18 protein-coding genes and 3 pseudogenes are annotated in these 26,576 nt (G+C 46.9%); 10 read left to right on the top strand and 11 right to left on the bottom strand.

The window, feature by feature from the left end; all coding sequences use genetic code 11:
- The first annotated feature begins 23 nt into the window (after positions 1 to 23).
- Complete coding sequence (locus NX722_RS09110; protein ID WP_262564376.1) at positions 24 to 1,661, top strand: IS1634 family transposase; 1,638 nt, start codon at positions 24 to 26, stop codon at positions 1,659 to 1,661.
- Here the strand turns inward: NX722_RS09110 and NX722_RS09115 are convergent.
- Together NX722_RS09115 and NX722_RS09120 are read right to left on the bottom strand one after the other, a co-directional pair.
- Complete coding sequence (locus tag NX722_RS09115; protein ID WP_322740971.1) at positions 1,652 to 2,218, bottom strand: transposase; 567 nt, start codon at positions 2,216 to 2,218, stop codon at positions 1,652 to 1,654. The genes NX722_RS09110 and NX722_RS09115 overlap by 10 nt on opposite strands.
- Positions 2,205 to 2,510, bottom strand: a complete 306-nt coding sequence (locus NX722_RS09120) for a helix-turn-helix domain-containing protein (protein ID WP_262567715.1) — start codon at positions 2,508 to 2,510, stop codon at positions 2,205 to 2,207. The genes NX722_RS09115 and NX722_RS09120 overlap by 14 nt, the downstream gene beginning before the upstream one ends.
- 339 nt (positions 2,511 to 2,849) lie before the next feature.
- Between NX722_RS09120 and NX722_RS09125 the strand changes: the two genes are divergently transcribed.
- On the top strand, positions 2,850 to 4,265 hold the full coding sequence (locus tag NX722_RS09125; protein WP_262567716.1) for a C2 family cysteine protease: 1,416 nt from the start codon (positions 2,850 to 2,852) through the stop codon (positions 4,263 to 4,265).
- Positions 4,266 to 4,282: 17 nt separating this feature from the next.
- On the opposite strand, the gene NX722_RS09130 is transcribed toward NX722_RS09125, so the two are convergent.
- Both NX722_RS09130 and tnpC read right to left on the bottom strand, forming a co-directional pair.
- Positions 4,283 to 4,609 carry an MFS transporter gene (locus NX722_RS09130; RefSeq protein WP_262567717.1) on the bottom strand — a complete coding sequence of 109 codons (327 nt, stop codon included), beginning with the start codon at positions 4,607 to 4,609 and terminating at the stop codon, positions 4,283 to 4,285.
- 3 nt (positions 4,610 to 4,612) lie between these two features.
- Positions 4,613 to 6,286 (bottom strand): annotated as a pseudogene (gene tnpC, locus NX722_RS09135) (IS66 family transposase).
- Positions 6,287 to 6,712: 426 nt separating this feature from the next.
- On the opposite strand from tnpC, the gene NX722_RS09140 reads away from it, so the two are divergent.
- The gene (locus NX722_RS09140) at positions 6,713 to 8,692 is read left to right on the top strand and encodes a hypothetical protein (RefSeq protein WP_262567718.1); all 1,980 of its coding nucleotides are present in this window, start codon (positions 6,713 to 6,715) and stop codon (positions 8,690 to 8,692) included.
- A 162-nt stretch (positions 8,693 to 8,854) separates the two neighbouring features.
- On the opposite strand, the gene NX722_RS09145 is transcribed toward NX722_RS09140, so the two are convergent.
- The 4 genes from NX722_RS09145 to NX722_RS09160 all read right to left on the bottom strand — a co-directional run bounded on the left by NX722_RS09145 (position 8,855) and on the right by NX722_RS09160 (position 13,051).
- Positions 8,855 to 9,322 carry a transposase gene (locus NX722_RS09145; protein ID WP_322740972.1) on the bottom strand — a complete coding sequence of 156 codons (468 nt, stop codon included), beginning with the start codon at positions 9,320 to 9,322 and terminating at the stop codon, positions 8,855 to 8,857.
- A gap of 508 nt (positions 9,323 to 9,830) precedes the next feature.
- Positions 9,831 to 10,802: an ExeA family protein gene (locus tag NX722_RS09150; protein ID WP_262567719.1), complete on the bottom strand. Its 972-nt coding sequence runs from the start codon at positions 10,800 to 10,802 to the stop codon at positions 9,831 to 9,833.
- Positions 10,792 to 12,435 (bottom strand): IS481 family transposase, encoded by a 1,644-nt coding sequence (locus NX722_RS09155; RefSeq protein WP_262568636.1) that lies wholly within the window; start codon positions 12,433 to 12,435, stop codon positions 10,792 to 10,794. Before NX722_RS09155 ends, NX722_RS09150 begins: the two co-directional genes overlap by 11 nt.
- A 4-nt stretch (positions 12,436 to 12,439) precedes the next feature.
- Positions 12,440 to 13,051 (bottom strand): recombinase family protein, encoded by a 612-nt coding sequence (locus tag NX722_RS09160; protein ID WP_262564259.1) that lies wholly within the window; start codon positions 13,049 to 13,051, stop codon positions 12,440 to 12,442.
- Between NX722_RS09160 and NX722_RS09165 the strand changes: the two genes are divergently transcribed.
- The 5 genes and pseudogenes from NX722_RS09165 (at position 13,050) to NX722_RS09185 (ending at position 21,396) form a co-directional block, all read left to right on the top strand.
- A complete protein-coding gene (locus tag NX722_RS09165) occupies positions 13,050 to 13,196 on the top strand; it encodes a hypothetical protein (RefSeq protein ID WP_262564258.1) in 147 nt (48 codons plus the stop codon). The two genes, NX722_RS09160 and NX722_RS09165, sit on opposite strands and share 2 nt — an antisense overlap.
- Positions 13,197 to 13,476: 280 nt before the next feature.
- The gene (locus NX722_RS09170; protein WP_262567720.1) at positions 13,477 to 16,188 is read left to right on the top strand and encodes a DUF637 domain-containing protein; all 2,712 of its coding nucleotides are present in this window, start codon (positions 13,477 to 13,479) and stop codon (positions 16,186 to 16,188) included.
- Entirely contained in the window at positions 16,188 to 16,526 is a 339-nt protein-coding gene (locus NX722_RS09175; protein ID WP_262567721.1) for a hypothetical protein, read from the top strand. The genes NX722_RS09170 and NX722_RS09175 overlap by 1 nt, the downstream gene beginning before the upstream one ends.
- 1,698 nt (positions 16,527 to 18,224) lie before the next feature.
- A complete protein-coding gene (locus NX722_RS09180) occupies positions 18,225 to 19,955 on the top strand; it encodes a hypothetical protein (protein WP_262567722.1) in 1,731 nt (576 codons plus the stop codon).
- Positions 19,956 to 20,320: 365 nt separating this feature from the next.
- A pseudogene (locus NX722_RS09185) lies at positions 20,321 to 21,396 on the top strand (IS4 family transposase).
- 182 nt (positions 21,397 to 21,578) lie between these two features.
- Here the strand turns inward: NX722_RS09185 and NX722_RS09195 are convergent.
- From NX722_RS09195 to NX722_RS09205, 3 genes and pseudogenes are all read right to left on the bottom strand, one after another.
- Positions 21,579 to 23,030 (bottom strand): catalase, encoded by a 1,452-nt coding sequence (locus NX722_RS09195; protein ID WP_262567725.1) that lies wholly within the window; start codon positions 23,028 to 23,030, stop codon positions 21,579 to 21,581.
- A 350-nt stretch (positions 23,031 to 23,380) separates the two neighbouring features.
- A pseudogene (locus NX722_RS09200) lies at positions 23,381 to 24,788 on the bottom strand (IS1380 family transposase).
- Positions 24,789 to 25,053: 265 nt separating this feature from the next.
- Positions 25,054 to 25,572: a ferritin family protein gene (locus NX722_RS09205; protein WP_262567726.1), complete on the bottom strand. Its 519-nt coding sequence runs from the start codon at positions 25,570 to 25,572 to the stop codon at positions 25,054 to 25,056.
- Between the two features lie 334 nt (positions 25,573 to 25,906).
- On the opposite strand from NX722_RS09205, the gene tnpA reads away from it, so the two are divergent.
- On the top strand, positions 25,907 to 26,077 hold the full coding sequence (gene tnpA, locus NX722_RS09210) for an IS66 family insertion sequence element accessory protein TnpA (RefSeq protein ID WP_262567727.1): 171 nt from the start codon (positions 25,907 to 25,909) through the stop codon (positions 26,075 to 26,077).
- A 14-nt stretch (positions 26,078 to 26,091) separates the two neighbouring features.
- Positions 26,092 to 26,334 carry a hypothetical protein gene (locus tag NX722_RS09215; RefSeq protein WP_262567728.1) on the top strand — a complete coding sequence of 81 codons (243 nt, stop codon included), beginning with the start codon at positions 26,092 to 26,094 and terminating at the stop codon, positions 26,332 to 26,334.
- The last annotated feature ends 242 nt before the right edge of the window (positions 26,335 to 26,576 follow it).

The raw sequence follows: 26,576 nt of genomic DNA on the forward strand, positions 1-26,576 counted from the left end.
AATTTTCAGACTGAGCATATGCCATGCAACCTCATCAATTTCACATTCAACGCATCGACCATACGGGGTTGGTGGCCGGTATGTGCAAAGAGCTCGGGATCGCTAACCTCTTGGATTCTCTGGTTCCCAACCAATCTGAAACCAGAAAGATTTCCTTCGGAGAAACCGTTGTCTCAATGCTGCTTAACGGACTGGGCTTCACTGCTCGCACACTCCACATGTTCCCTGAGTTTCACGCCGACAAACCACTGGATAAACTTATTCGGCCGGGTATAGAGCCGGAACATATCAACGAAAGTGTACTCGGCAGAGCCTTGGATCAAATTTTTGAACTGGGTGTAAGTGAGGTCTATTTATCACTGGCTGTCAAGGCCGTTAATGTCTTGAAACTGCCGTGTAATGCTCTGAATCTTGATTCAACCAGCTTTCATGTGGACGGTCGTTATAACAGTGAGTCTGAAGTCGATGAAGAAGATCTGAACTGCATTAAAATCTGTCGTGGATACAGCAGAGATCACCGACCTGAATTAAATCAGGCGATACTGCTCCTAATGACTGAAAATCAGGCGGGTATTCCCGTATTCATGGCCGCATCCAGTGGCAATATAAACGACAACACTAATTTTAAAAAAGTCATCAGCAAGCATTTGAAATGCTACAAAGAGGCGCTGAATAATCGTTACCTGATCGGCGATGCTGCACTTTATACAACAGACAATGTACAGATATTGCATCAGCAAAAGCAACAGTTCATCACCCGGGTTCCGGCTAAAATAAAATCCGCAAGAGAGCTTGTGGACAGTGTCGCTTCTTGTGCGATGACACCGGTTGAAGATGCCGAAGGTTATGAGAGCTGCGAAGTACTGTCCGACTATGCGGATGTATCTCAACGGTGGGTTCTGATTCGCAGTGAACAGGCTCGGAAAAGCGAACAGAAAACACTGCTCAAAAAACTGTTGAAAAAGTCAGAAAAAGAAGCGGAAGCACTGACCAGCAAGCTGGCGAAGAAACCGTTCAAGTGTGAAACGGACGCATTGCGTGCGTTCAATGAGTGGCAATCAAAAAGCAATTATTGTCAGGCAGAACCTGTAATTACGACAAAACCATGCTATACCAAAGTGGGACGTCCGGAGAAAGACAGCAAACCAGATAGCGTGGAGTATTATGTCAGCGGTCATCCTTGGGTATCCGTTGACTGTCGTAAAGTAGCAGAGGCTTCCCTGGGGTGCTTTGTGTTGGCAACAAATGATCTGGACAGGAGCCGGCTAAGTTCAGCAGAAGTGTTGAGCACTTATAAATCACAGCAGTCGGTGGAGCGTGGATTTCGGTTTCTTAAAAGCCCTGAATTTCTGGTCTCCTCGCTGTTTTTAAAGAAGCCGGAACGTATAGAAGCGTTGCTTATGGTGATGACGCTTTGCCTGTTAGTCTACGCAGCGATACAGCATCGAATCAGGCATGAATTAAAGCGTCAGAGTAGGTTCTTTCCGGATATGAAGCGAAAGCCCTATCAGAATCCGACTGCACGCTGGGTATTTTTTTGCTTTCAGGGAATTAATGTTTTATTGGTCGATGGTCATGAAAAACATGTCGTTGGCTTGCAGGAGAGGCAATTAACCATCATTTCAATTCTTGGTCGACCGTACCAAGAGATTTATTCCTGATATAGGTGCTGAATGACGGTTTTATGGGAAGGAGTGCCCAGATAAGCAGCCCGGGTTTCCATGCTTTTTAAAATGCCGGACTTCCCCTTCACTCCCAGCTCCTCTGCCGAAGTGCCCTCTATCTCAGCAACTTTCAGGACAGCCGCTTCAGACATATGCGTATTCAGCCTGTCCATTACCAAATGCCAGCCTGCTGCGTTTGGATCACTGGCCAAAACCGTAGCCAGCCAGTCGGAAAAATCTTCTTCAGTCCGAGTGTCTCTTACCAGGGGAATAATCTTTCCAGTGACCACATCCATGCCAGCAAGCAAAGCCTGTGTTCCGTGGCGAACATATTCAAATTCTCGCTTTTCTACATGACCCGGCTTAACCAGTTTGTTTGGCTTTACGGGTTCCAGAGCCTGCATGCCTGTCTTTTCGTCGAAAGAGACGGTATTGATTCCTTGCTCAGCACGTTCAACTGCTTTCTGGTAGGTCTCACATATATCGGCGCAGCGGATATCAAACGCCTCATCCTTTGGAGTATCGACCCAGCCCTTGACCTTATCTGGGCGAATGTCGGCCTGATTTTAAAAAACGTCCCACCTGTCTCTGTGAGATAGATGGAACGATTTTTTTATCAACGGCAGCCATGGCTAATGAATTTTCTGACCAGTGACTGAATGGGTAACCATGGTCTTCTGGCTTGTCGCATGACAGAGCAACAATCTGGCAAATCTGTTCAGCGGTAAATTTGGGTGGAGTGCCCGGTCTTGGGGCTTCTTGTAATCTTTCCAGAGTAGGTAAGTCGTCCGATCGATCAACCCAGTGCCTGCGCCAGCGGGTAACTGTTTCTCTGGTGCACTTCAATGCCTTTGATGTACCCAGTAGGCTTTACCTTCAGCACCAGCGAGTATTATTTTAGCTCTGAGAACCAGTGACTGGCTGCTTTTTCGCTTACGAATTATAAGCTCAAGATCTTCACGCTGCCGCTCTGATAAAATGATTTTCTGGGTATGTTTTGAGGTGTATGTGTATTAGGGCTTTCCAGCACTAGTGCAGCACCGTAACGATCAGGAATGCCTCAGTCGTGCAATTTCTGACCAGTAAGAGCCTCCTGATCAAAACCACATCTATATTGCCTCCCTGAACTTTTCACAGACAAGAATGTCTTAAATTCTATTGGATAGAAAACAGGGAAGTAAGCCAATGAAACCGATTATTAGAGCCATTTTTGTACTTTTAACCCTTGCATCGAATCACCTGCTGGCAGAACAGCCAGACTTCAGACCCGATTTTGCGACGGCTTATCGTCACTACGAGGCGATTGAATCACGCTTTGATACCGATGGCGATAACCAGCTCTCCTATGAAGAGCTGATAGAGGCCTTTCACGCGCCCCACCTGACCAAGTCCCAGTATCAGGCTGTCCGGCTTTATCTGGTTAATTTCGATACACTTCAAACTACCGGAACAGCCCGACTCAGTCAGAACAGCTTGATTCAGGCTAATTTTTCAGGGCAGCAACTGCTCTACAACCATGAAAAAGACTGGCTATTCTGGTCTGACTGGCTCTCTCATCCAGATCGATCAGCCCATGCAATTATTTACTATTTGATGTTTCCTTATGGGTTGACCAGTATTACACCGGATAATATCCTTCAAAAAAACTACCCCGATTGCGTTTTAATAGCCGCTCTTGCCAGTATTGCCAACTCAGAAACAGGCAAAAGGCTTATTCTCCAGTATTTTCAGGGCGGTGATTCAGGCGGTGTCTATGTTGCTTTCCCGGGAGTTCCTGAGCAGAGCTTCTATATCCGGCTGTATGACATTGTGGCCAATGAAAACCTGGCAGAATCCAGAGACAGGGGCTTGTGGCCAGGAGTCTTAGAAAGTGCTTTCGCCGTTCTTCCAAAAAACCGAAAATTTAAATATAACAATGGTCCGTTAACACAAATAAAATATGGAAAGTTTGCCAAACTGCACGGTGTCGACCCCAGCCTTGCATTCGCTGTACTGACGGGAGCTTCCACTGAAATAGATAATATTCAATTACAAACAGAAGATCATCTGGCACAGCAGCTAAACAAGATTATCAAAGAAGACCGGATTGCGTTTCTGACTATGGAGTCAACGTATAGCCATTTTAGAACAGGTCTGATGTCCAAAATAATTCCTTATCATGCCTACAGCATTATTGGTTATAACGAGGCTCAGCGGCAGGTATTGTTAAGAAACCCCCATGGAAATTCAAGCATCATTCAACAATCCTTTTCTGTACTGCCTCACAAGACAAATACTTCGGGGAAACCCCAGTTTGTTTACGAATTTCTATTTCATTCATTTCCCAAACACCTAAGAAAATCATTTCTGTTCACAGAAGAACAGGCAAGGTCGTATGCAAGCCCAGCTTCAAATATTACCAGTAATTTAATAAAGTCAATTTTTCAATCTGCTATTGATAACAAAAGAGGCATCGACGGCGCTTACTTTATTAGAGCACCCAGCAATTCAGAGACATCCCAGGAGCTGACAGGCATTGTCCGAATGAGCCTTGAAGAGGCCATACATTCATTTAATCACCTGACATACACTGCCTGCGGGCTTTCTTACTGCTTCCCATGAGCCTGTTCGCAGGCTCATTACTCAACAGGAATGTGCGACAATTCATCCTGATAGCGACCCTCCCAGCCGCAGGTACTCAGCAATAACAGAATGGCACAGAAAGCCATCAGGTACGCTGGCGCCATCACCCTCCCAAGACTGCAGAACCATTCCAGCAACATGGGAGTGGAACCGGCAAACAGGGCAAATGCCAGATTGTGACAAAACGCCACACCTGAATAGCGGGAGCGGGTGGGAAATAACTCAACCATCGAGGCTTCATAAGCCCCCATAAACGTAACTTTTCTACAAACCGCTTCAAAATCAGCAATTAAGACACCACTTTTCCCTATTGTTGCCTCCAATTGTTATACCTTTGGCGGATCATGATTACGCATTTCACAAAGCCGCTCCTCACTCATTAACCAGGGCAGATAAGGAGTGAGATCATCAGGTGGCTTCCTGCCATTTATGGCACAAGCCTCAAGATAGGCACCCAGCCAGATTTTTGGATTAATATCCCAAAGCTTTAGCGTCATAAAAACGCTGAACAGAAAAGCGGCTATATCAGCACTCCATACGCTGCCAGAGCCGTAGTAATTCTTCCTGCCAACGACACCTGTGCGCAGTGCTTGCTCTGCAGCGTTGTTATCCATGGGGATACCGGGATTAGTGACAAAGCGGGTCAATCCTTCCCAGTGATTCTGCAGACTTTCGAGCACTTTTTTCGCCCTGACTCGCAGTTTAGGACGATTAAGTTCCTGATCCCTCTGGGTTGCAATCTACTCTACCTGATGTTCAAGCCGTAACTGCTGTGTTGCTAGCTGCTCTGGTTCATCAAGCACTTCAAGTCGCTGACTATTAAGATGATATAAACGACCAATCCTGTTCACCCAGGTGGCGCTCCACTTCTCCAACTCCGGATCACCTCGTTGAGCGTCAATAAAATCCCGCCTGACGTGAGCCCAGCAGAAAGCTAAATCAATAGAAACTACATCATTCGCGAGTTTCTTGTAGGCTGAGTATCGGTCACACACCAATGTACCAGCCCCGTCACCAATGACTGACTCCGGTACGACAGCCGCGCGGGAGTCAGCAATACTGAAATAAACCGCCTGGTCACAGAGAAATACCCACAGCCAATGTTTGTGGGAACCTGTCGTCTCATGTGCCCAGGTGATCCACCGGGTTTCATCAGCATGCCACTGATCGCTACTGGCGACGAATTCCCGAGTAGCTTCGGCAACCGGCTCAAAAAAGGGCGTTATAGCTTCCAGGCCAAAGGAGATGGTCGCCTGCGACAGTTCCAGTCCCAGAGTCTTATAAGACTCAAGTTGCCTGTTTATGGGGATGCCGTATGCGTACTTATTCAGCAACAGCTCCACCCAGACAGAAATACCAAGCTTTCCTCTGTTAATGAGTCTTGGTGGAGGTGGTGGAGTAGTAATATTGGGCGTTTCAGGGCACTGGCAATTTTTTTGGTAATGCCTTCGGTGATAACGACGAACGTGAGCCTTAACTTCAACTTCAATTACGTCGCAGCTGTCGTCATTGAAAAAAGACTTGAATGGCCGGTGACAGACTGTACAACACTGTTTGTCCACTGGTAAGTCTACAGACTCATGAACCACTGGCAGACTGTTGTGAAGATGGCGACCAGAGCCGGGGACTCCGGGCTGGTGACCTCGTTTTCGATTTGAAGGTGGTCGGGTAGTATTGCCACTTTTCTTTGAAGAAGAACTGGTCTTCTCTGATTTACGACCGAAAAGCAAGTGCTTCATGTGTGCCAGTTCTGATTTCAGATCAGCGACCTGGGTGTTCAACCCAGCTATTTCGACTTTATGCTGAGCGATAAGAGAGGCATTTTTAGCCAGTACTTTTTGCTCTCGGCCACAGGCCGCCTTCCACATGGCATGCCAGAGGTTGGCCTGCTGTTTTAGCTGGATGTGTTCCTGCTTGGTGAGGATAACCTGCGAGGTAGCGAAGGGGGCAGGCAGTAATGCAGGTGTTGTGCTTGATCCTGAAACATGAGCATTTTGCATACTCTAAAAGTAGACGACTTTGAGCTGATGTTTAGTGGTTTGTAGAATAGTTACTTGTTATGAAAATATGATGACGCCGTACGAAAAGTTCAAATCGCTGGCCAGAAGTGAACAATACCTCAAGAAAGGAATCACTCTTGAAGATTTACAAGCACAGGCTGATTCCATGAGCGATAATGAGGCGGCAGAACGACTACAGTCTGGCAGAGAAACACTTTTTAAAACTGTTTTTGAACGAAAGGCCTGAAAGCACTGGCTGGCACCTCTTTCAGGCTCACTTTAGGATTGGAAAATACTGATGGGGTATTTTGCTCTTCTACCTCTCTTAGCAGTCTTTCAGTGCATTATTGACTAATTTTCAAAGAGAGCAGGTATCCCCCCCTTTATTAGAAATCACAGGTATTACAGAACGAGAAGGTTGTAGCGATGTCCCTTATTGTATGTAAACAAGTAACTGTACGGCTTGCTTTCTTTTTACTCTTATCGGTTGCGACTGACTGGACTTTTGCTCAGAACATTACAACTACAGCCATTAGCACAGTGACGATGGCATCGACCCTATCCAGTCTGATAGTGGCTGCTAAACACAATCTCGCCTTATGCGATACGAAAGTGGATTCAAATGACCGAAGCACCTGCCGGAGCATTATGAAAAAGCTACCAGCCTCCGCCCAAAGATATAAGGGTGTAAAAGTTTACAAAGAAAAGTGGTGGACCAGTGCATACATAACAGCTGATACTCCTGACACGGTCCATATAATTGATGGCGATCTGACACTGGGAGGCTCCATAATAGTCACTGCGGATAATGTGGTCATTATTGGCTCTGATAATCCGCAACTCAAACTATCCAGTACAATATTGCTAGGTCTTCACAGTATTATTTATTCGACAGGCAATAACTTACTTGTCGAAGGGTTACAAATTGACCCAAAAGGCCTTCTTCTTCATCACCTGAATCATGTGGTGAATCACTTTATACAGATAAAAGAAGGTAGCGCTTCAATCAATAAAGTCAGCATGCTCAGTGCAGAAACCGCCGACAAATCGATTATTCTGGCTGAAGGCGAAGTAAGTGCAGACAACACATCCTCTCTGGCGCTTACGGATGTTGAAATCAGGGAGAATGATGAAGATGTTCACAGTTATGCGGTAAAAACATCAGGTATTAACCGGGTAAGCCTGAAGAGAGTCAAAACTCATAACTTCATTTCGGGCTGCGCATTATTTTCATTTGAAAATGCTCGTTCAATAAAACTGACTTCTATCCAGTCAGTCATTGACAATCAGAAAGCGTCAAATGCATCAGGTATTTTAGCGATTTACACCCAACCTTCGTCTGACTTAGAGCTTGACTTTGAAAATGTCAGCTTCTTTTACAAAGTTACAAAACAACAGTCGCCCGTTATTATTGCCACAAAAGACGCCATCAGCGGGCAACTGTCGCTGGCAGGCGAAAATTCATTTGATCCTTTTGCAATTCGTTACCCAACCGGGCTGACAATCTTTACCAAACCTTGGGAAGAACCAACAGGGCTTACCAGTACAGAAAGCACAATAGCCAGCACCACTACAATCACTGCCGCTCCCTCTGTTCCTGAGTACTGGTGGTCAGATTTACCAGATTGCGCCAGTAGCCCCTATCAGGAATACCCAAACTTAACCAACAGTACTGAGTGGCTAAGCATTCCAAACAGTACTGTAACCCAATGGCCAGTTACTGCTACGTCTCATCTGTCAAAGACTTCCAACGTAGACGCAAAGACACCAACGACTTCCATAACCTTAGCGTTATCTTCTATCCAACCGAGCCCTAAAACAACAGCTAGCTCAACGCTAACAACAGAGCCTTCATCAGTACTAAGCCCCAGCACAATAAAACCATCTTTTATCGTACACTCATCCCCTTATCAAACGACCAGAAAATCAACTCCAACATTACAACTATCCCCTGACAAACATACAACGACTGTCAGAAATACGCCGTCTGCAATGCCATTTACCACTAAAAACAGCTCTGCATCGGTTTTATCAACTCGCCATGATGTTAACAAAGGCCTGACGACACGCTCACCAAATGAGACTGACAACACACTCTCAGAAATGTCCAGTTCAGACAAATCGAAAGCAGGGAGTTTAACGTCAGCACTGAACTCGAAATATTTAGGCTTCATTGCTTTGTTAGTTGTTCCCATCTATGCAGTACCTGCAATAGGTTGCTTTAAATATAAAAACATTAAGTCCTGCGCAACTCTTAATCTTCTTGTGCTCAACACGCTGAAGTGCACACAATATCCAAAGTACATGTCAATCATGTTTGATCAACCAGGCAGTTGTTTGACTGATATTGAATTGGGTAGTAATCAATTCTATGACTCTAAAGATCAACTGATTCCAGAGTCGTAGTTCTGGATAAGACAAAGACTGCTTGCTTATTTTATGGGACACCCGTATGAACCAACGTTCAACGGATGCCCCATAATAATGGCTTTTTAATTTGATTCAGGTATTTTCTACTCATTCGTTAACTTCCGAGTAACTCCTTCGGGACTAGCTATTTGCATAGAGTCAAGATGGTGAGGCTGTTTCAATTTCGACCAGTTTGTAACCCATGTCTTCAGCGCGCTTTCTCATGTTTTTAATGACTCGGTCACGGTATTGCTCCTCGTAGTAATCCTGACCTCTATCTACGTACTCTGAGCCGTTTTTCAGCATGCTGTAAATCAGCCGGGCAAGTTTATGTGCAGTCGCTGTAATCGCTTTTGGTGCCCCCAGCTTACTTCTCATTCGACGATAATAGGCTCCCAGCGCACTTTTCGAACTCACCAGAGTCAGTGCAGCCATACGCAGAGCTGAAGCGGCCCGGTTAGGGATTCTTTTGGTCTTGCTGCTCAGAACTTTGCCTCCTGATATCTTGTTTCCCGGGCTCAGTCCCAGCCAGGAACAAAAGTGCTTCACCGTCGGCCAGCGACTCATGTCTGTACCAATTTCAGAAACTACCTTCAGGGCGGTATTTTCCTCTATTCCCTCATCGATGTCAGGTCTACTCCTGTCACCCGGTAAAGGTGAGTTCTTACATCAAAAGCAGGGGCACTGGCTGATTTGCGTTTTGCAGGCAGAGAGATACTCTCGGACTTATCATCAAACTGGTTCAACTGGTCTTCCAATGCCTTGTGACAATCTTCAATTTGCTTTTCGTAAAAATCATAAAGCTCAACAGACTGCTTTAAGGCAAATAGGTGTTCTGCCCGGTAATGCCCATGCAGTGACTTAGCAATGACTTGGGTGAAAGTTTCATATTGACTCTCTTTTCAGGGTCTGCAGCCCAATAAGTGTAGCCGCTTGAAAACAAAACAGGCTCTGCTTGAAAACAGAGAGCATTTCCTGCTCACAATCATTGAAAATAAGAATCTGCTTGTGCTCACAATCATTGATAATGAAACCACAATCATTGAAAACAAGCCGAAAACAGCCAGTTCTGCTCACAATCATTGAAAATAAGCGTTAGCCCTTGTGCAGCAAACGCTACAACGGTCTACTGGTCTTACAGAACTATTCCAAGAGTCTTGATGCCGTCCATGATCTCATCTCGGCGAGAGCCATTCAGACCACCTTTGATGAAGCTACGGGCTTCCTTAACCTTGATATCCAGAGCTTCTGCCAGAGTACGAGGGTCATAACCCTGCCTGATCAATTGTGCTTCTCTGCCGTTCAAATCAAAAGCCAGAACCGACTTCACCAGGTCTTCAGTCACAGGCTTGATACCTGCACGGTAGCCTTCAGTCAGAGCCAAGTTGAGATACTGGTGAATCTGCAAAGGTGTTGACAGCTGACTGGCAAGGAAGTCGATAGCATCGGGCTTTATAATCGACTCCATTTTTACTTTTGGCTTCAGGCACTGTTTGAACAAATAGTCGATGTACTCTTTCTTCTGCTTCTGGATACCGTCAAGAATAAAGGCTGTTGCTCTGGCTCCTATTTCTTCCATTGTGGGACGTTTCAGGTCGTTCGACAGTTTGGGATGACCGGCAAGAACAATGGATAAAACACCACCGCCTCCCTGCATGACTTCAATCAGTCGTTTCAATGCCACTAGTGTTTTGCCATGCAGGTCATGGGCTTCATCAACGAACAAAACAACGGGTTTCTTCTTGTTTTTTACCATGTCCCTGAGATGCCTTTCCCGCTGTTCCGGTTGCGAAGGTAGCTTCTCAGTTTTCGTCCGGCGTAAGTCACAGAACAGAGCTGTAATCAGGGTTCCCAAGGTCAAGCGGTTTTTCTCAACAGACAGTGACTGGCACACGACCACATTCTTCTCTTTTTTCAGGGTCTCATGCAGCTGGCTGAGTATGCGTGTTTTTCCACACCCCACAATGCCGGTTAATGCGATCAAACGTCCGCCCTGTATGTTATGGCGCACTTCCTGAAGGATGTTCTTGAACTCCTCCGTTTCGAAAAAATCGACCCGATCAAACTCCCTGGTGATCTCATAGTGGGACATGACTTCACTCAACATGGTGTACTACCTCGGTGGTACTTGGATTCAAGGCTGAGTCAACACGGCTCAGAACAGCTTCCTTATCCAGCGTTTCTTCAAGAATCTGCCGGATCACCTCAAGTTGCTCCCCGGAGAGTCTTGCCAATGGTTCCCCCAAGTGGTCAGCAATGGCTTTCCGGGCAGTGATGGCATCAGGCCAGCAGGTTTCATGAAAGGGGTCTTGCAGGGAGAACGGTATAGAAGACGGTGGATCTTCTGATACGGAAGAAAAAGACTCAACGAGTCCGGCATCACGGTAAGCCGCTTCTGGTAATGACAGGATTTTTGCCAACTGGTCTATCCTGTCTGCTCGCTTCTCCCGTGAGGTCTTTTTGTGAGCGCGATATTTATGTAGAGGAATCGGACCTTTGGATGGGTAGTAAGGTCCGAACCGTTTTCCATGGTACTCTACGAATACTTCTTCATCGTAAAGCCCCCACCAGATGACCACCTCTTCTCCCGCCAGCTCTGCGGAGGCTTCATAAGCCACGCCATTAACTTCAAACCGGGCATCAATACCGACTTTGCGCTTGACCGGTTCCCTTGCAAAATGACAGAACTGTTCCCAGTCACACATATTTCTATAGCCATCTTTGGGCAGATGCTTCAACCAGTCTTCGATACGGCTGCATGGCTCGGAGCGATGATCCGAGTGATTGTATTGCACAAGAAAACGATTGAGCCAGGCGTTCGCTTCATCTTCTGTTTCGGGTTCACGAAAGTGATACAGGGTCTCATGCAATTCTTTAACGGTTCGAAAGGGGCGTTCAACCTTGCCTTTGGATCGTGCAGTTACCCGTCGCCCGTCACTGCCTGCCGGAAGATGGGATTTTACTTCGATATTAAGGTAGGCCATCACCCGATGAAAAACCTGGCTACGCATAATCGGGCCATTGTCCGTGTAGATCATGCTGGGTATGCCAAAAGGAAAATCATTACTCTCTTTGGGAGACATTGCCCGGAATAAAAAGCGCAATGCAGCTTCCACATCTTCCCCGTATACACAGTGGTACTCCTGATAAGCAGCACCGCTACGGTCATCGACAATGCTGTAAATCATTAGCGTCGGAGAACCTGCACCTTCCCTAAGCCAGGGTGGTCGTTTGATGTGTTTTAAGTCAGATGGACTCAGGTCAAAATGCCAGCACTCATTACTGTACTGAGCCTGAAAGCGAACAGCCGCCGGTTGGCGTGATAACGTCACACGATCATAACCCCAGGCGCGTAAATATCGGTTAACTGTCGAGCACTTCAATTTTCCGGGAGGTACTTTGACCAAGCCTTTCCCAGTCTCAACGCCTGTCGTTTCCAGCAACCTTATTGCCCCTGTTGTGGGCAAGCATCTTGCCTTTTTATTGCAGGTTCTGACTTTGATTGCTGCAATAATCTCGCAGTAACCTTCCAGCTCTTCCAAAGGCATCACCCTTGGTATGCCCTGATCCTTTCTTCTGGCGGTGTGAGGCTTTCCCAGTTTTTGCAAAGCACGATAAAGGCTGACCTCTGAAACACCATACAGGCTGGCGGCTTCAGTGATGATCTGTCGTCTTTCCGGGCTGCGTGATGGCAGGGATAAGCGGCGACGACGGATATCAAACAGAGCTTCATCGGGTATCGGCTTACGGTTCATGACAAATGACACGCTGCTGAGTATTACCACCGACGGGTACGCCGCGATGACGCAAATACGAGTAAAGGGTTGTTTTACAGATATTCAGTTGTCGGGCTATTTCATCCACGGTCAACTTGCCTTCCTGATACAACGTTTCAGCGGCACAAGCCACTGGCAGAGCCTTTGCAGGCAAACCTTTGGGGCGACCACCTTTGCGCCCTCGGAGCCTTGCCGATGAAAGACCAATCTGGGTGCGCTCCCGGATAATTTCTCTTTCAAATTCAGCCAGGGCTGCAAACAGATTAAAGCTTAAACGCCCCTGAGCCGTTGAGGTATCTACAGGATCATTCAGGCTGAGTAGGCCAACACCTTTTTCCATGAGTTCATTCGCCAGCGTCACCAGGTGTTGCAATGACCTTCCCAGCCGATCCAGTTTGCAGATAACCAAAACATCACCCGGCCTGATGGCTTTCAGTAAATCATCCAGTCCGGATCGTTTTGCTTTTGCACCACAAGCAACATCCTGAAAAATTTTTTCACAGCCTGCTTTGTGCAGAGAATCGAACTGAGAGTCCAGCTTCTGATCGCATGTACTGATTCTTGCATAACCAATTTTCATGGGAATCGAACTACGTGTAGGGTTTTCTCATGCAGATAGAGAAAAAGTAGACGACAAAATTATGGACGGCAAAAGCGAACGCTTTCTGTTGGGCTGGCGACAGGTTCGGATCGATCGTTCTACATTCCAGAATAACCCTCGTTAAACTGAACTGTCAGCTTGCACTTCATAAACTGCCTGAAGACCATAGTACAAAAGCATTAAACCATTTTTTTAATGGCGATCCTGACTGGATGGGCTACTCTTCCCTGCCATCAAACCTGACCTTTCTGGCAGGTTTCCAATTAGTTAAATGCCGTCGTGCGTTAAAACCTTTGTCCATCACCACTTTCACATATTGAGAGTTCTGTTTGATGAATATGAAGCGTAAAAGCAAATCGCTCTCAGCTCTTTTCATTGCCTTATTGGCTACTTCGACTTCTTTGATGAGTCCTTCTTTATGGTCTGCGAATTTAGTACTGAATGGCGGTACTTTTTCGGGAGACATTACAGGTGATGGAAAAGGTGGATTTATTATTTCCGGTGAGTCAGTTGCCATGAAGGGGGTAAAACTCGATGTCCAGGGTGGTAGCGTTAAAGTTAAAACCCGGGTCTTTTCCGAAACCGGGAAATCCGAGCTGAAAGCAACGAAGGATGTCTCTGTAGAAACGAGTCAGGCTCACATAAAAGACAGCACGCTCACTGCCGGTAAAAACCTCAAAGTAAAAGCTGAACAGGATTTATATATTGAGTCCAGCCAGCTGACAGCCAAAGAAGGCAGTGCCACTCTTTCGGGTCAGACTGTTGTGATCTCTTCAGGCAGGGAAACCAGCGCAGAATTTGAAAGTGACACCAAACGAGGCTTTCTGGGAACCAGTAAACGCACCTCAGAACACCAGGAAAAACACGACACCGCCGTTCCTACGGAAATTGAAGCCGACAGGATTCATATCAAAGCCAATACACTGATGACTGAGGCCACCCGGGTTAAAGCCGCCCATGGTATTCGGTTTGATGCCCGGCAATGGTTGAATCTGGCCGTTCGGGATCACCACTGCATTTCCGATGAAGTGAAACGTTCCGGCCTGCTCAGCACCTCTCATAAAATCAGTGGTCACTGCCGGACAGAGACCGTCCACACCCGGCTTGATCCCGGTGATGGCGTATTGACCCTGAATGTCCAGAAGGTCGAGGCAATGGTTGGCATTGAGCCTGGGCAATCATTGAGCGAGGCTCTGGATCATCTGGTGTCAACCTACCCTGATCTGGCCTGGATTGCCCAGCTACGGAACCACCATCAGGTTCAATGGCAAACCGTTGAGAACAGCTACCAGGAGTGGAGTAACAAAACCCAAGGCATCAGCCCACTGCTGGGTGTTATTGTCACCGCCGCTGTCACTGTTGCGACCCAGGGCGTCGGTGCCTCTTTTCTGCCAGCTGTCATGAACGGCAGCCTTATTGCCACCAATGCCGCCAACGCTGCCTTCAGCACACTGGTGGCCAAAAGTGCGGTCGATCTGGCCAGTAACGGCGGGGATATTGGCCAGACTGCAACACAGCTTTTCTCTGAAGACACTATAAAAACCGTAGCCGTTGATACCATTGCCGGTGGGTTGATGGGCGCGGCCAACACGCCTTACCTGGTGTCACCCTCTGCGCCACTGGCACAGCGGATTCAGGCGTTTGGCGTTCGTGCTGGTAGTCGTACCGGAGCGGGGATGGTGGTTGAGGGTGGATCACTGGAAGACCAGTTATCTTCCAGTTTAAGCCGCGAAGCCTGGCAGGAACTGGCGGCGCAGGCCAACTACTGGGCAGGTGATTACGCCAAATCACGGGGCTGGGAAGAAGGGGGATCGGCCAAAGTCGCCCTCCACTCCAGCGTCGGGGCAGTACTGGGTGAATTAAAAGACGGCAAACCACTGGCTGGAGCAGCAGCGGCGGGAACAGCCCAGGCGACCGCAGGACTGACCGAGGACTTGTCCCATGAAGTCCAGGAAGCCACCAGTACGATTATCGCAGCCGCTGCTGCGCAGTTAGCCGGTGGTGATCCGCAAACCGGTGCCTGGCTTGGTCAGACCCAGCACCAATACAACCGGGAGCTGCACCGTGAAGAAGCCGGGTTCCTGCAAAAACAAATTGAGGGACTGGACGAAGAACAGCAGGCACGCTGGCTGGCGGCAGTCTGCGCTAAAGTACACTGTTCACAGGGTCTCAGCCCTGACGATCCGCACTACAACACCTTCAGAACTCTGGAGCTGGCTGGCTCAGACTGCACAACAGAATTAACCCAGCTGGAAGCATCCGAACTATTCACCTACAGCCGCAAAGACGCCATCGAAGATTACCTGAGTCGCCACGATGAAGGCATCACCCGATTCACCGGAATTGTGCAGACACTGACAGGTGTCGGCACTGTAGCGGGCTCTGTGACCGGAGGGTCGGTATTGTGTGTCAGCGGCATTGGTTGCGGCCTGGGAGCCCTGATCAGTTCTGCGGGCATCACTGCAGGCATTGAAGAATACCGGGAAGGCATCACCAAACTTACCACGGAATATACAACGAACCAGGTCGACAGGGTGGCCGCCTCCTTCCACCCTGACACCCATCCCGGAGAACAGGGCAAAATAGAAGAACTGGGACGTGTGGCTGTGGTGGCCTCTGTGGAGCTGGCGGTTGCAAGACTTGGGTTGAGGTTAGTTGCAACATCAGAAGTGCAGAGGTCAATTAATAAAGGTACAGGAATTCAGGATAACTCTGGATTGAAACAAACTGGTGGAGGTGGGTTCACTGATTTTGCAGATGGTTTATATGATTTGATTCGTGCAAGTGATTCTGATGTGTCTAGGATTGCGCAGAATACTGGAATTAAGCCCGAAAATATTCAAAAAGTTAAAGATCATGTTTTCTATAACAAACACTTGCTAGATAAATATGTCGATTATGGCGTACCAGCTGAACGGGCAAGATTCGACAGTAATTTAAGTCAGGCGAAAGCATGGAAAAGGCTTGAGACAGGTGATTATACTAGAGCTGATATCAAATGGTTAAAGCACGAAGTGGCCGAACGCTGGTATGAGTTAAGGCATAAATCAGGATATACAGAATCTCACAATGCAGCTGAACGAAAGTGGACTGGAAACCCTTGGGGAGAAAACTAATGCAGTTTATAAAAGAGAAAAATTTCTTCAAGGTTGCAAGAATCACAGGTCCTACCCATAATCTTTTATCAATTAGGTTGTCCAAAAGTAAGTGTTCTCCAAAGATCACTCCATTACCTGTTAAGAGGGGAGAGATTGAGCGACTTAAGGGGGAGGCGGTATTGACTCAGGTCTTAGCTGGCCTAGATATTGTTAATAAAGAGTTACAAAAGCAATATTTTGTGTTGGAAATACAGTTTATCCCTTCGGATTCGCAACCTGCATCTGTTTATAACCTTCTTGTTCAGGAGTTAATCAAACGTATAGATTCTAATGGCGAATTTGTAGTGGTTTTATAGCTGTATGAAAACACCCTAAGCCGTAGTAATTTTGATTAAAGGTGCAAAGAAATACGCCAACCTTGTGGCTGGCGCACTTTAGAGAAGCTTCATAGTGCCTCCGATCTGTTTTTGTCCTTCCTTGTTTGCCTGAGCAAGCAATTCCGTTTCATCCCCGTAATCCCTTGAGTCGAAGTATCCCAATTATGGGGCAACCTCTTGCATCAGGAAAAGTGCGTGAGGTCATACGCAGAAACTGATGGAAGAGGTGGTTTTGAGGTTCTGCACAGCCAGGATTGACGAAGAAACTTCCGCAATCATGCGCAGCCTCAAACTATCTAGCGCATCCCACCTATTTTGACACCTGCAGCTTTCAGTTTGTTTCAGTGAATATGAGTAAAATCTTTTGAGTCACCGAAGCCCTTGGGGTACAGAGGATAGCCGTTATTTTCAATGATTGTGAGCAGAACCGGCTGTTTTCGGCTTGTTTTCAATGATTGTGGTTTCATTTTCAATGAATGTGAGCACAGCCGGAATCTTATTTTCAATGATTGTGAGCAGGAAACGCCCTCTGTTTTCAAGCAGAGCCTGTTCTGTTTTCAAGCGGCTACAAATAAGTATGCAGTAGCAACAAATTTTCCTTGCCCAGCAAGGGTAACGGCCAAACACCGCTATGATGTTTACTGATAAAACGACACCATATTAGTGAGATGCCGCCCCGATGGAAGTATGTCAGCCACTGACTGAAGTCGCCAATTCTTCCTGCCATGCAATTCAGCAGCTTGATCATAAACTGGCAGCTCTACGTCAACAGCATACTTTTTGGGCTGCAGACCCTGAAAAGAGAGTCAATATGAGACTTTCACCCTAACAGGTTTGCCTCACTACCCGGGAACTTAATGAGGATTCAGAAGTCAAAAGAACCTCTTAGTTCGAATAATTTAAAAGGAATTTCACATGGAACCAAGTCCACTAAACAAAAATACGCCCTCACTATCCGGCGGATTCACTCTCCAGGCACAGAGCGTCAATGAGCAAAGCCGTGTCGCTCCCCGTTCTGACAGTAGCTCGCCTTATATTCCAGCTGGCACATCGGCTGAATTCGATTTACCGGGCAAACAACTTAAGCAGAGATATTCTCAGCATGCCTGTAACCACAGTGAACAGCCAGTCTATAACCAGAATAAAGAGCTACTCAGACTGGCGTTATTATCAAATCACCCCGCCACACAGGCTGCTATTAAAGCATGTGAAACAGAGGCCGCCGCCTTTCGTGGAAAGGGTTCCAAATACAGATTCACCGCCTCTACTGAAGCAGAGCAACTGCGGGGTTTAAAACAAAAACTTAACCACTTGCAGTCCGAAACACCGGTTCCGGAAGTCAATTATTGTCACGCTTACGACCCGAATCGGAATTCATTTGGCACACCTGTTGATTATAAGTTAACTATAAATGGTGAGAAACAGACCTTAACGGATCAACAGCGATTAAGGCTCGCCAATGATGTCTTGCTGGATGAGATTTCAGATCAGTTAAAAAGCATTTCCAAATCGAGCCAGGCCAGCAAATGGAAAGGCGATCTGGAACGAAGCGATATCGTACTGCAAGTAGAGGTTCAGGATAGCTGTGTTGATGACCGTTGGATTCTACCTATACATTCAGTCAACCCGAACCGAAAGAGCAATCAGATAGTCTCTGATAAGAAAAGCACCACTCCAGTGAAAACGGTTGAGCAAAAAGAAAAAGAACTGATAGATAAGTTAGAAAGAACAATTCCTGGCTCAGTCCCTGTGCTTCAGGATGCATTAAGACAGGATGTTCTCAATCCAATTTACCTTTTTATTGCTGATGAACTTGGTATTACTCCAAAACCATCATCACAGGTTTATTCTGTCGAAGTGACCGCAATTAATCAGGATGAATTCAAAGTAGAAAGTAAAGCCAGATTTACTCGGTACACAAAACCCGGTGTGAACAAAAGTAACGAAGGTGAAACGACGATTCACGTACAGTCTCATTTCAAACGAGACAATGGGGCGTTCGTTCCTTCCTGGTTGTCGACCGATATTCAACTTAACGGGATAAAAGCCAAGCATTTGAAAACTCAACCAAAAATGAAGCGTGCTAAAAGTGCCGATGCCTTAAGGGAAGTAAAAGGCAACCTTATCTCATCTTTATCTCCGCAAAGGCCGGCTTCCACTGTCATGGCAGATTCCCTTCTTCGCTGGAATGAGGGTATATTCTGTGGTGCCACTTCCCTAAATGGTTCTAAGGCCACACGACCAGCTAGTCACTTTTTTCCGTTTACTCCCGTGGAGCGTCAAATATCCCAGCAAAGAGGTGCCACACAAAAGCTGACACTTACACAGGTTGATGGCCAGCTCTACGCAACCAATATGCCTCAGACTGAATTAGAGCAGCGAATACAGGAAAAAACGACCATAAGAGACTATAAAAAAAGTCTGCATGAGGCCCAAAAGGTTTGGGACAGTCCACCCAGGGCGAGTTCAATGTCGATCCCACACCCCCTTAACCAGACTTCCGCTCAACTGAGTAAACTGATCACCAACAGGCCAACACCTGATTTTTTTGAACAGAATAAAAAGGGTATTATAGCCAGCACACCGGGCACTATAACTACCATGAAACAAGCGGATCTGGCTTATAAAAATCTTTGGTTGAATAAAGCAAATGAATTAAGTCAAGGCAGTTCTGACCATGCATACCATTTAGTTATCCATTCATTACCCAGCCTAACCTTGCAGGGAGAAAAAGTCGCCCAGTTTGTAGAGTTGTCTTCAAAATTGAAAATAATGAGCAATGCCATGGTGAAGCTTTCTGAAGAGGCTAGGGAAGCCAAAGAGGTTTTTTCCAGAAAAGCAATAAACCAGAAGCAACTTCTGGGCTGGCTTCTCAAGATTAAAACCGAATCATCAGAACAGCTTAAAAAGCTGCGCGGCTCAGGGTGCGAATTCAGCACACTATGCGAGCAGTATGGTTTCTATAAAAACCAAAGCCCTGTTGATGGCTATCAAAACGCTGCTCAATACCTTGAAGAGCAGAAAAAACGGGTCATTCTGGAAGAAAAGAAGCTGATGGCTGCCGTCATGATTGCGACTATTGAGTCAAAAGATACCGTTCCGGGTTCTGACACTCTTCCCGGTTATGATGATTATGCTAAATTCATCAACGACATGGCAGTTTATGATAAAAATGGATCTGCCACCCCACTGGTTTCTCATATGCTGGGCAACTCCAAACGTTTCAATGGTTATAAACTCTTTGATAACGAAGGCAACTTCAGATTACCAGAACAGCTGGTTAAAGAGGTGGAAGCACAGGCAATAGAAAAGCTGGTTAAAGAGGTGGAAGCACAGGCAATAGAAAAGCTAGCTATGTACGGGACAAAAAATCCAGAAGCTAAAACTTGCAAGGGCTGGAGGGTATGAGCTGGCGCTCCATGTAGGGAAACCGGTTCCGTTGCAAACAGGTATTGATTTCTGGAGGTGCTACCCTGTAGTCAGTCATTGCAGTTTAGTGCATCGTGAAAACCCACGTCCTATGGACGTGGTCATGAATGGTTGGCTCCGCCTGCCATGAACTACCCATGCTACTCCTTATCTCTGAGTTGTCCCCACAACTACTAGAGATAGGAAGTAGCATGAGTAGATTTCTAGTTGTGTCTGGAGGCTATGTACGGGACAAAACCCCGGAAAGCCAAGCACAGCAATGGTTTGAGAGGGTGAGCTGACACTCCAGTCCGGCTACAGTATCCTGTATGGTCTCTAACCTCCGTACAGAACAGTAGTCGTACATGGAAGACGTCAGCTCACTGGCCAGAGAGCTTAAGGCTCATCTACCCTGGCATCAAGCCCGCATCATATTTCTCGCACAGTTCGTTCTCTCCCTGATCAGAGGGCGTTCGACCAACCTCTACCGGGTTGCAGAAGAGTTCCAGAGCTCTGCTCAATCAGAGTCCAGCTACCGGCGTATCAAACGTTTCTTTGCAGGCTATACCTACTGTTATGAGCAACTTGGCAGGCTCATTCTCCATTGGCTAAAGCTGGATCGCTACACCCTGTGTATGGACAGGACAAACTGGAAGTTTGGCAGCAAAGATATCAACTACCTTGTTGTAGCTATCGCGTGGCAAGGGGCTGCTATTCCTATCGTTTGGACGTGTCTGGACAAGAATGGTGGCAACTCAAATACTGATGAGCGGATTGCCATTATGAAAAGAGTCCCGGAGCTGATTCACGCTGAAAAAATTGACGGGCTTTTGGCTGATCGAGAATTCATTGGCCATGAATGGTTCAAGTGGCTTGATGAGCAGAAAATTCTGTGTCGGCTAAGAATTCGTGGGAATATCAAGGTACTTGGCAGTTGCGGTCGGGACATTGATGCCGTCAGGCTCTTCTGGAACGTCAAGCTCAACCAAACGGTCACATGGCACAGTAAACGCCGGGTATCCGGTGTGGATCTGTATATTGGTGCCAGACGCACCCTGAAGGGACTCCTGATCATTGTCGCCACCAGAAAGCCAGAAAGCCAGAAAGCATGATTGAGGATTATTACAAACGTTGGGCCATAGAGACGCTGTTTGGTTGCCTCAAAAGCCGTGGTTTTGACCTTGAATCGACCCATATGACTGATCTCGACCGCATGGATAAGCTGATGGGCATTCTGGCATTAGCATTTGCGTGATGTTTGATTATTGGCCATTGGCAGTATGGTGATGCCAGCCTACTCCCTCTGAACAAGCATGGGCGGCCTGCCAAAAGTCTGTTCAGACTGGGTTTGGATATGCTGAGGCGAGTTTTGAAAAACGCATGCTCAAAAAACGATCAAATTGATTTCCTGACGATGCTACGGGTTTTGTCCCGTACATAGATCTGGAGGATAGGTCTTTATGGTCTATCGAAATATTTGCAACGGAACCGTCTCTCAGACTGCTCGCTTGTATCCCCCACTTGGGTCAATGGGGGTATTACGCGAATTTTTGATAAAAAAGAGAGCGATAATACCTCTGTGCTGGCTGAAAACCACAGAGGGTGACAGGTTATTTAAACATGCTATTTCAGCAACAACGCTTTAATTCTCTGCCCATAATCCTCATCACAACGGGTGAAGTGCTCAACCATACGACTCTGTACGGACTCCGTTGCCTGACTCAGGCCATCGACAATATTACTCACCAGTTGCTGCTTCTGGACCTCTGACATTATGCGATACAGATTACCTGCCTGAGAGTAATTATCTTCATCAGAAGAATCATAGGCTTTTAACCAGGCATGATTTTCCAGAGGCATTGATGGCTCACCAAACTGTGGTGCTGGTACAGGCGCATCAGAACGGTCATTGGGGTAGAAGTTAACATCGGCATTTTGCAGATGACCGGTTACAGAACAACCACTGGCTCCAGCCATAACGCCATCACGTTGATAATGATGCACCGGACATATCGGTTTGTTGACCGGAATCTGCTGATAGTTCACACCCAGGCGATGACGATGCGCATCGGCGTAAGCAAACAGACGCCCTTGCAGAACCTTATCCGGTGAGACACCAACGCCGGGCACCAGGTTGGAAGGCGCAAAGGCTACCTGCTCGGTTTCGGCAAAGTAATTACCAACATTGCGATTCAGCTCCAGTGTACCAATGTCGTTTAATGGAAACTCTTTATGAGGCCAGACCTTGGTTAAATCAAATGGATTGAACTCACACTGCTTTGCCTGCTCATCAGTCATCATCTGAATTTTCACCGACCAGCCTGGAAAATCACCTCTCTCAATCGCTTCAACCAGATCCCGTTGCATACCATCGCCCGGCTGTTTAGCGGCCTCATCATTGGTCAGCGTTTCAATACCCTGGTTGGTCTTGAAGTGCCACTTAACCCAGAAGCGTTCTCCCTCTTTATTCCAGAGGCTCAGAGTGTGGGAACCATAACCATTCATGTGCCTGAGCGATCCGGGAATACCCCGGTCAGACATAAGAATGGTGATCTGGTGCATGGCCTGCGGATGATTTGCCCAGAATTCAAAATGATGGGCCGGATCAGGCAGGTTGGTTTTCGGGTCTTTCTTTTGAGAGTGAATGAAGTCAGGGAATTTGGCGGGGTCACGAATAAAGAAAACCGGCGTATTGTTACCAACGATGTCGTAGTTACCCTGTTCTGTATAAAAGCGCAGGGCAAAACCTCTCACGTCACGGACATAATCGCTAGAGTCCTGACCGCCGGCAACGGTAGAAAAACGCAGGAAGACGTTTGTTTTTTTATCCGCTCCCTGAAGAAAGTCAGCAATCGTATAATCCGATAAATCTTTATTCAGTGTAAAGGTGCCATAAGCACCATAACCCCTGGCATGAACAACACGCTCAGGAATTCGTTCACGGTTGAAGTGCGCCAGTTTTTCGAACAGGTGGACATTGTCAAATGTTAACGAACCTCGCTCCCCGGCAGAGATACTCGTGTCGTCATCAGCGACCGGAGCTCCATTAGCAGTAGTCAAATATGTCTTGCTCATTCCAACCTCCGTTAAGGTGGGGGTTTTTATTATATGCAATCACAACTTTACGGATGGGTGCAATTAAAAATATGGTTCCGTTGCAAGTATTTCGATAGACCATAAAGACCTATCCTTCAGACACAACTAGCCCGGATATTTCATAAAAGAGCAATAATCTCCGGTCAGGTCGTTTCACTCTGGCTTTTCCGGAGGTTTGTTGCTTCACTGTCCATGAAAAAGCTATGGCAATCTGGCTCCACCTAGAATCCGAACGTTTTTTAGTCAGTTCCTGCTTCTTCAGAACAACAGAATGCCCCAGCACTCTCTCAGTTGGTCGCTATTGGGGCTGGCTGAGTTCGTGCAGCTGGTTATCTCGGTCGAGGCAACGGCATTGAATAAAAGATTTCTGTTATATGCTGCAAAAGCCCCTTGAATGGATAACTGCGAGGTAAGTGCAGCTTGACCCGGTCTTTGTACTCAACCACTTTGACCGCAACTTTACAGAGCTTCGTGATCACCGTTGATGGCTGCGCTTTTTCCAGCTCCGTACCTTTCAGTGCTTTGGTTCTCAGCTCATAATGAAGAACGTAAGCAGCGCAGGCGTAAAACATTCTCAAATGGTTCGCCAAAAAGCTCTGGTCTGACAAGCGGTCACCGGACAAATCACTTTTCAGATGCTTGATGAAGTTCTCATCCTGTCCTCTGGGACAGTAGAGTTCTTCATATATCTTCTCGGGAGAAGCCTCCTTAATCGAGGTCACAATAAAGCGTGGATTGTCGCCTTTCTGGTTGACCTCTGCTTTGTAGATTATCCGGGTATCTAGCCCTTTCCAGCTTTTGGCCTGATATTCTGCCCCCCGTAAAGTCTGAGGCGCTCTGGCTGCGGCATGTTGTTCAATTTTGCCAGTCCGGTTTTTAACCCTCAGAGCTTTCCGTGCTTCATCCAGCAACTCTTTGGCTTTAGGCCGCAAGGCCGTCTTGTGTCCTGTGCACCTTTACCCAGCACATAGTCGGAGTGAGGGGCATCCTGAACAACCTGCATCAACTCTGGTTGGGTAAAGTGGCTGTCTCCACAAACCGGTAAATGGGTTTTCGGCCATCTTTTACGGATCAGCTTGATGACTCGCTTGAGAATGGCAGCATTTTCTTCACCTGTAGGTGTTTTTCCCGGGCGAAGAACAGCTGTAATCAACTTGCCGCTGAGTCCCTCAAAAATCATCAGAGGTAGATAACAGTAATCCTGATACTTGGCTTGGCATTGAACAGGTTCATCTGTTGACTGCCATGAGTAATAGCAGGAGTATGGTCAAGATCGATAATCGCTGCTGCAGGAGGTAGTTCGTAACTGCTGATGAAGTGCTCTGCGAGTGCCTTGGCGAGCCTGTAAATGTCTGCCCGGGTCATAGACTGCCCCAGTCTTGTATAAGTGGACGCTGACGCAAGGTGATTATCATTGTCCAGCGGGTTCCGTCCGGTGACGAGCTTGAACATAGGGTCTTTACGCAGATGATTGCTGTCGCTGGCATCCTCATAACCGCAAGCCATTTGCAAGACTCTCTGGACCAGAAGGTCTTGCAAAGGATGATCAATATAGGATTGATGACGTCTGTCGTTGATGGCACTGCTCAACTTCTCAATGAGTCTACTGTGAAGGATGGTTTCCCGCAGCAGCAATGCACCAAAATCAGAGGATAATTCCCCACCATTGAAGTCTGCACGGACAGTTTTTCTATTTGACGGGTGAAAACGAAGTTGTTCTTGTGTAGATTTGGTCATGGCAAGTTCCGGTTTGCTTTTTCCGAAGCATTTTTTTGGTCGACCCAATCATATCAAGTGACTGGGCAGAACTTGCCTTCTTTCATGAAATATTCGGGCTAGAAAGTCAATTTTGTGATTTTTGCCGCGTAGCGGCTTGGTTCAACAAGCACTTTCAGTTCGCTCGCTTCACTACCCTGACGTGCCTTCGGCACGCGGCTGAAGCAGGTGTTATGCGGAAAAAGCGAGATCTGTGCCTCACTCCTTTGAAGCACAGAAGTCAAGGTTAATTTTGGAATCGTCTTAGTTGAGTTGCTAATTGTTCGGCTGGGTGAAGTTGCTCTGCGAGTGCCTGCACAGTCACTTCATCATGAGCTTGCTGCGCTGCTTGGATCGCCTGCCTTGTAGTTTGAGAGAACTGCTCACAAACTTTAGCCAAGTAATCAGCATTTTTTTGCACATCAGTACTTTGTGGGGGAGACTCAATCTTAGAATATTCACTCAAATCGTGATAAGTTGATGGAATTCTTGCTCCCATCATGCTGATTCTCTCAGCCACTTCATTTGACGGAGTAAAAGGTTGGACAGTTTGCTGCCCTTGCTGTCGGGTATTCTGCGTATCAGGAGAAACGGCCGAGAGGATTTGTGTAAATTCTGCCGACCTGCTGCCTTGGGTGTTCCATTGGCAGGCTCGAATAAGATTTTCAAGAGCTTCCCGTTCGCAATAAACGGAGTTTAACTTCTGAACAAGTTGCTCTTTTTTCCCTTGTTCAATGCCCAGTTGGGCCTCTTTCATATTTGCCATTGCTCAATCCAAAGGTATGCTCGTATGAGCAAAGGCAATGTACAAATATCATGTAGAAAGCACAAATGTTTCTTTATACATTTTTAACATTGAACAGAAGTATATAAGTTAACTTTCGAATAAATCAGGTAGCCTGAGGCCTCTAACCTCCAGCCCCCACTTCATCACGGCTTGCGGATCCGCACCGGGCGAGTCACCGAGGATGATGAAACCTGATCCGCAAGCCTTTAACGGAAACAAGCCCGAGTTTATATGTAAGCGTCAGGCCAACTACATCTACTACCCCTCTGTAAAATCCTGAACACTAATGCTTCCAAACATTCAGGAAGTTGCCATGACAACCCATCGCCCCACCGATTTCTGGAAACACCATATCCGAGCCTGGAACAAAAGCGGGCTCTCCCAGTCCGAATATGCCCGCAGGCATGAACTCCCGGTTAAAACATTCGGCTACCATAAAAGACGCTTCGATAATCAAAGGATCACTCAGTCCGCTCTCGATTAAAAGAGCCAAAGCCTTTGATTTCTGCTTCTGTCGCACAAGAGCCGCAACACCAAAAAACACCGGAAACAGGCATCACCCTTGTCAGCACCGGCTGGCTTCGTGTTGAGCTGGCTACCGGATTTGACGCAACGGCTTTAAAGCAGGTTCTCAATATTTTGGAGGTCACTGACAGGGGTTCAGAGCAATACCCGAATTTGTTTGCACACTGGGGGATTGAAATGGTGGAGGGTTTGCCTGATGGAAGCTCAGTGAGCTGAGAGGTTCATGCTGAATTTTGCGAGAAGCTGGCGGAGAAGTTCCGCTGCCTTACTCTCCATGAATTAGCCTCCGTTTTTCGTTTAATAGATTTTATCTATTGAAGACATATCCAAAGCAAATTATAAACATTGTCGCTTTACTGTTGTAATGACCTTTCTATAAAAAAACAAAAAAAATACTGCCAGTGCTGGTGTGCTCACAATGGTTTGTATCAGCGCCGTTATCAGATGGCAGCATTTAT

This window comes from Endozoicomonas gorgoniicola (assembly GCF_025562715.2).
GTDB lineage: Bacteria > Pseudomonadota > Gammaproteobacteria > Pseudomonadales > Endozoicomonadaceae > Endozoicomonas_A > Endozoicomonas_A gorgoniicola.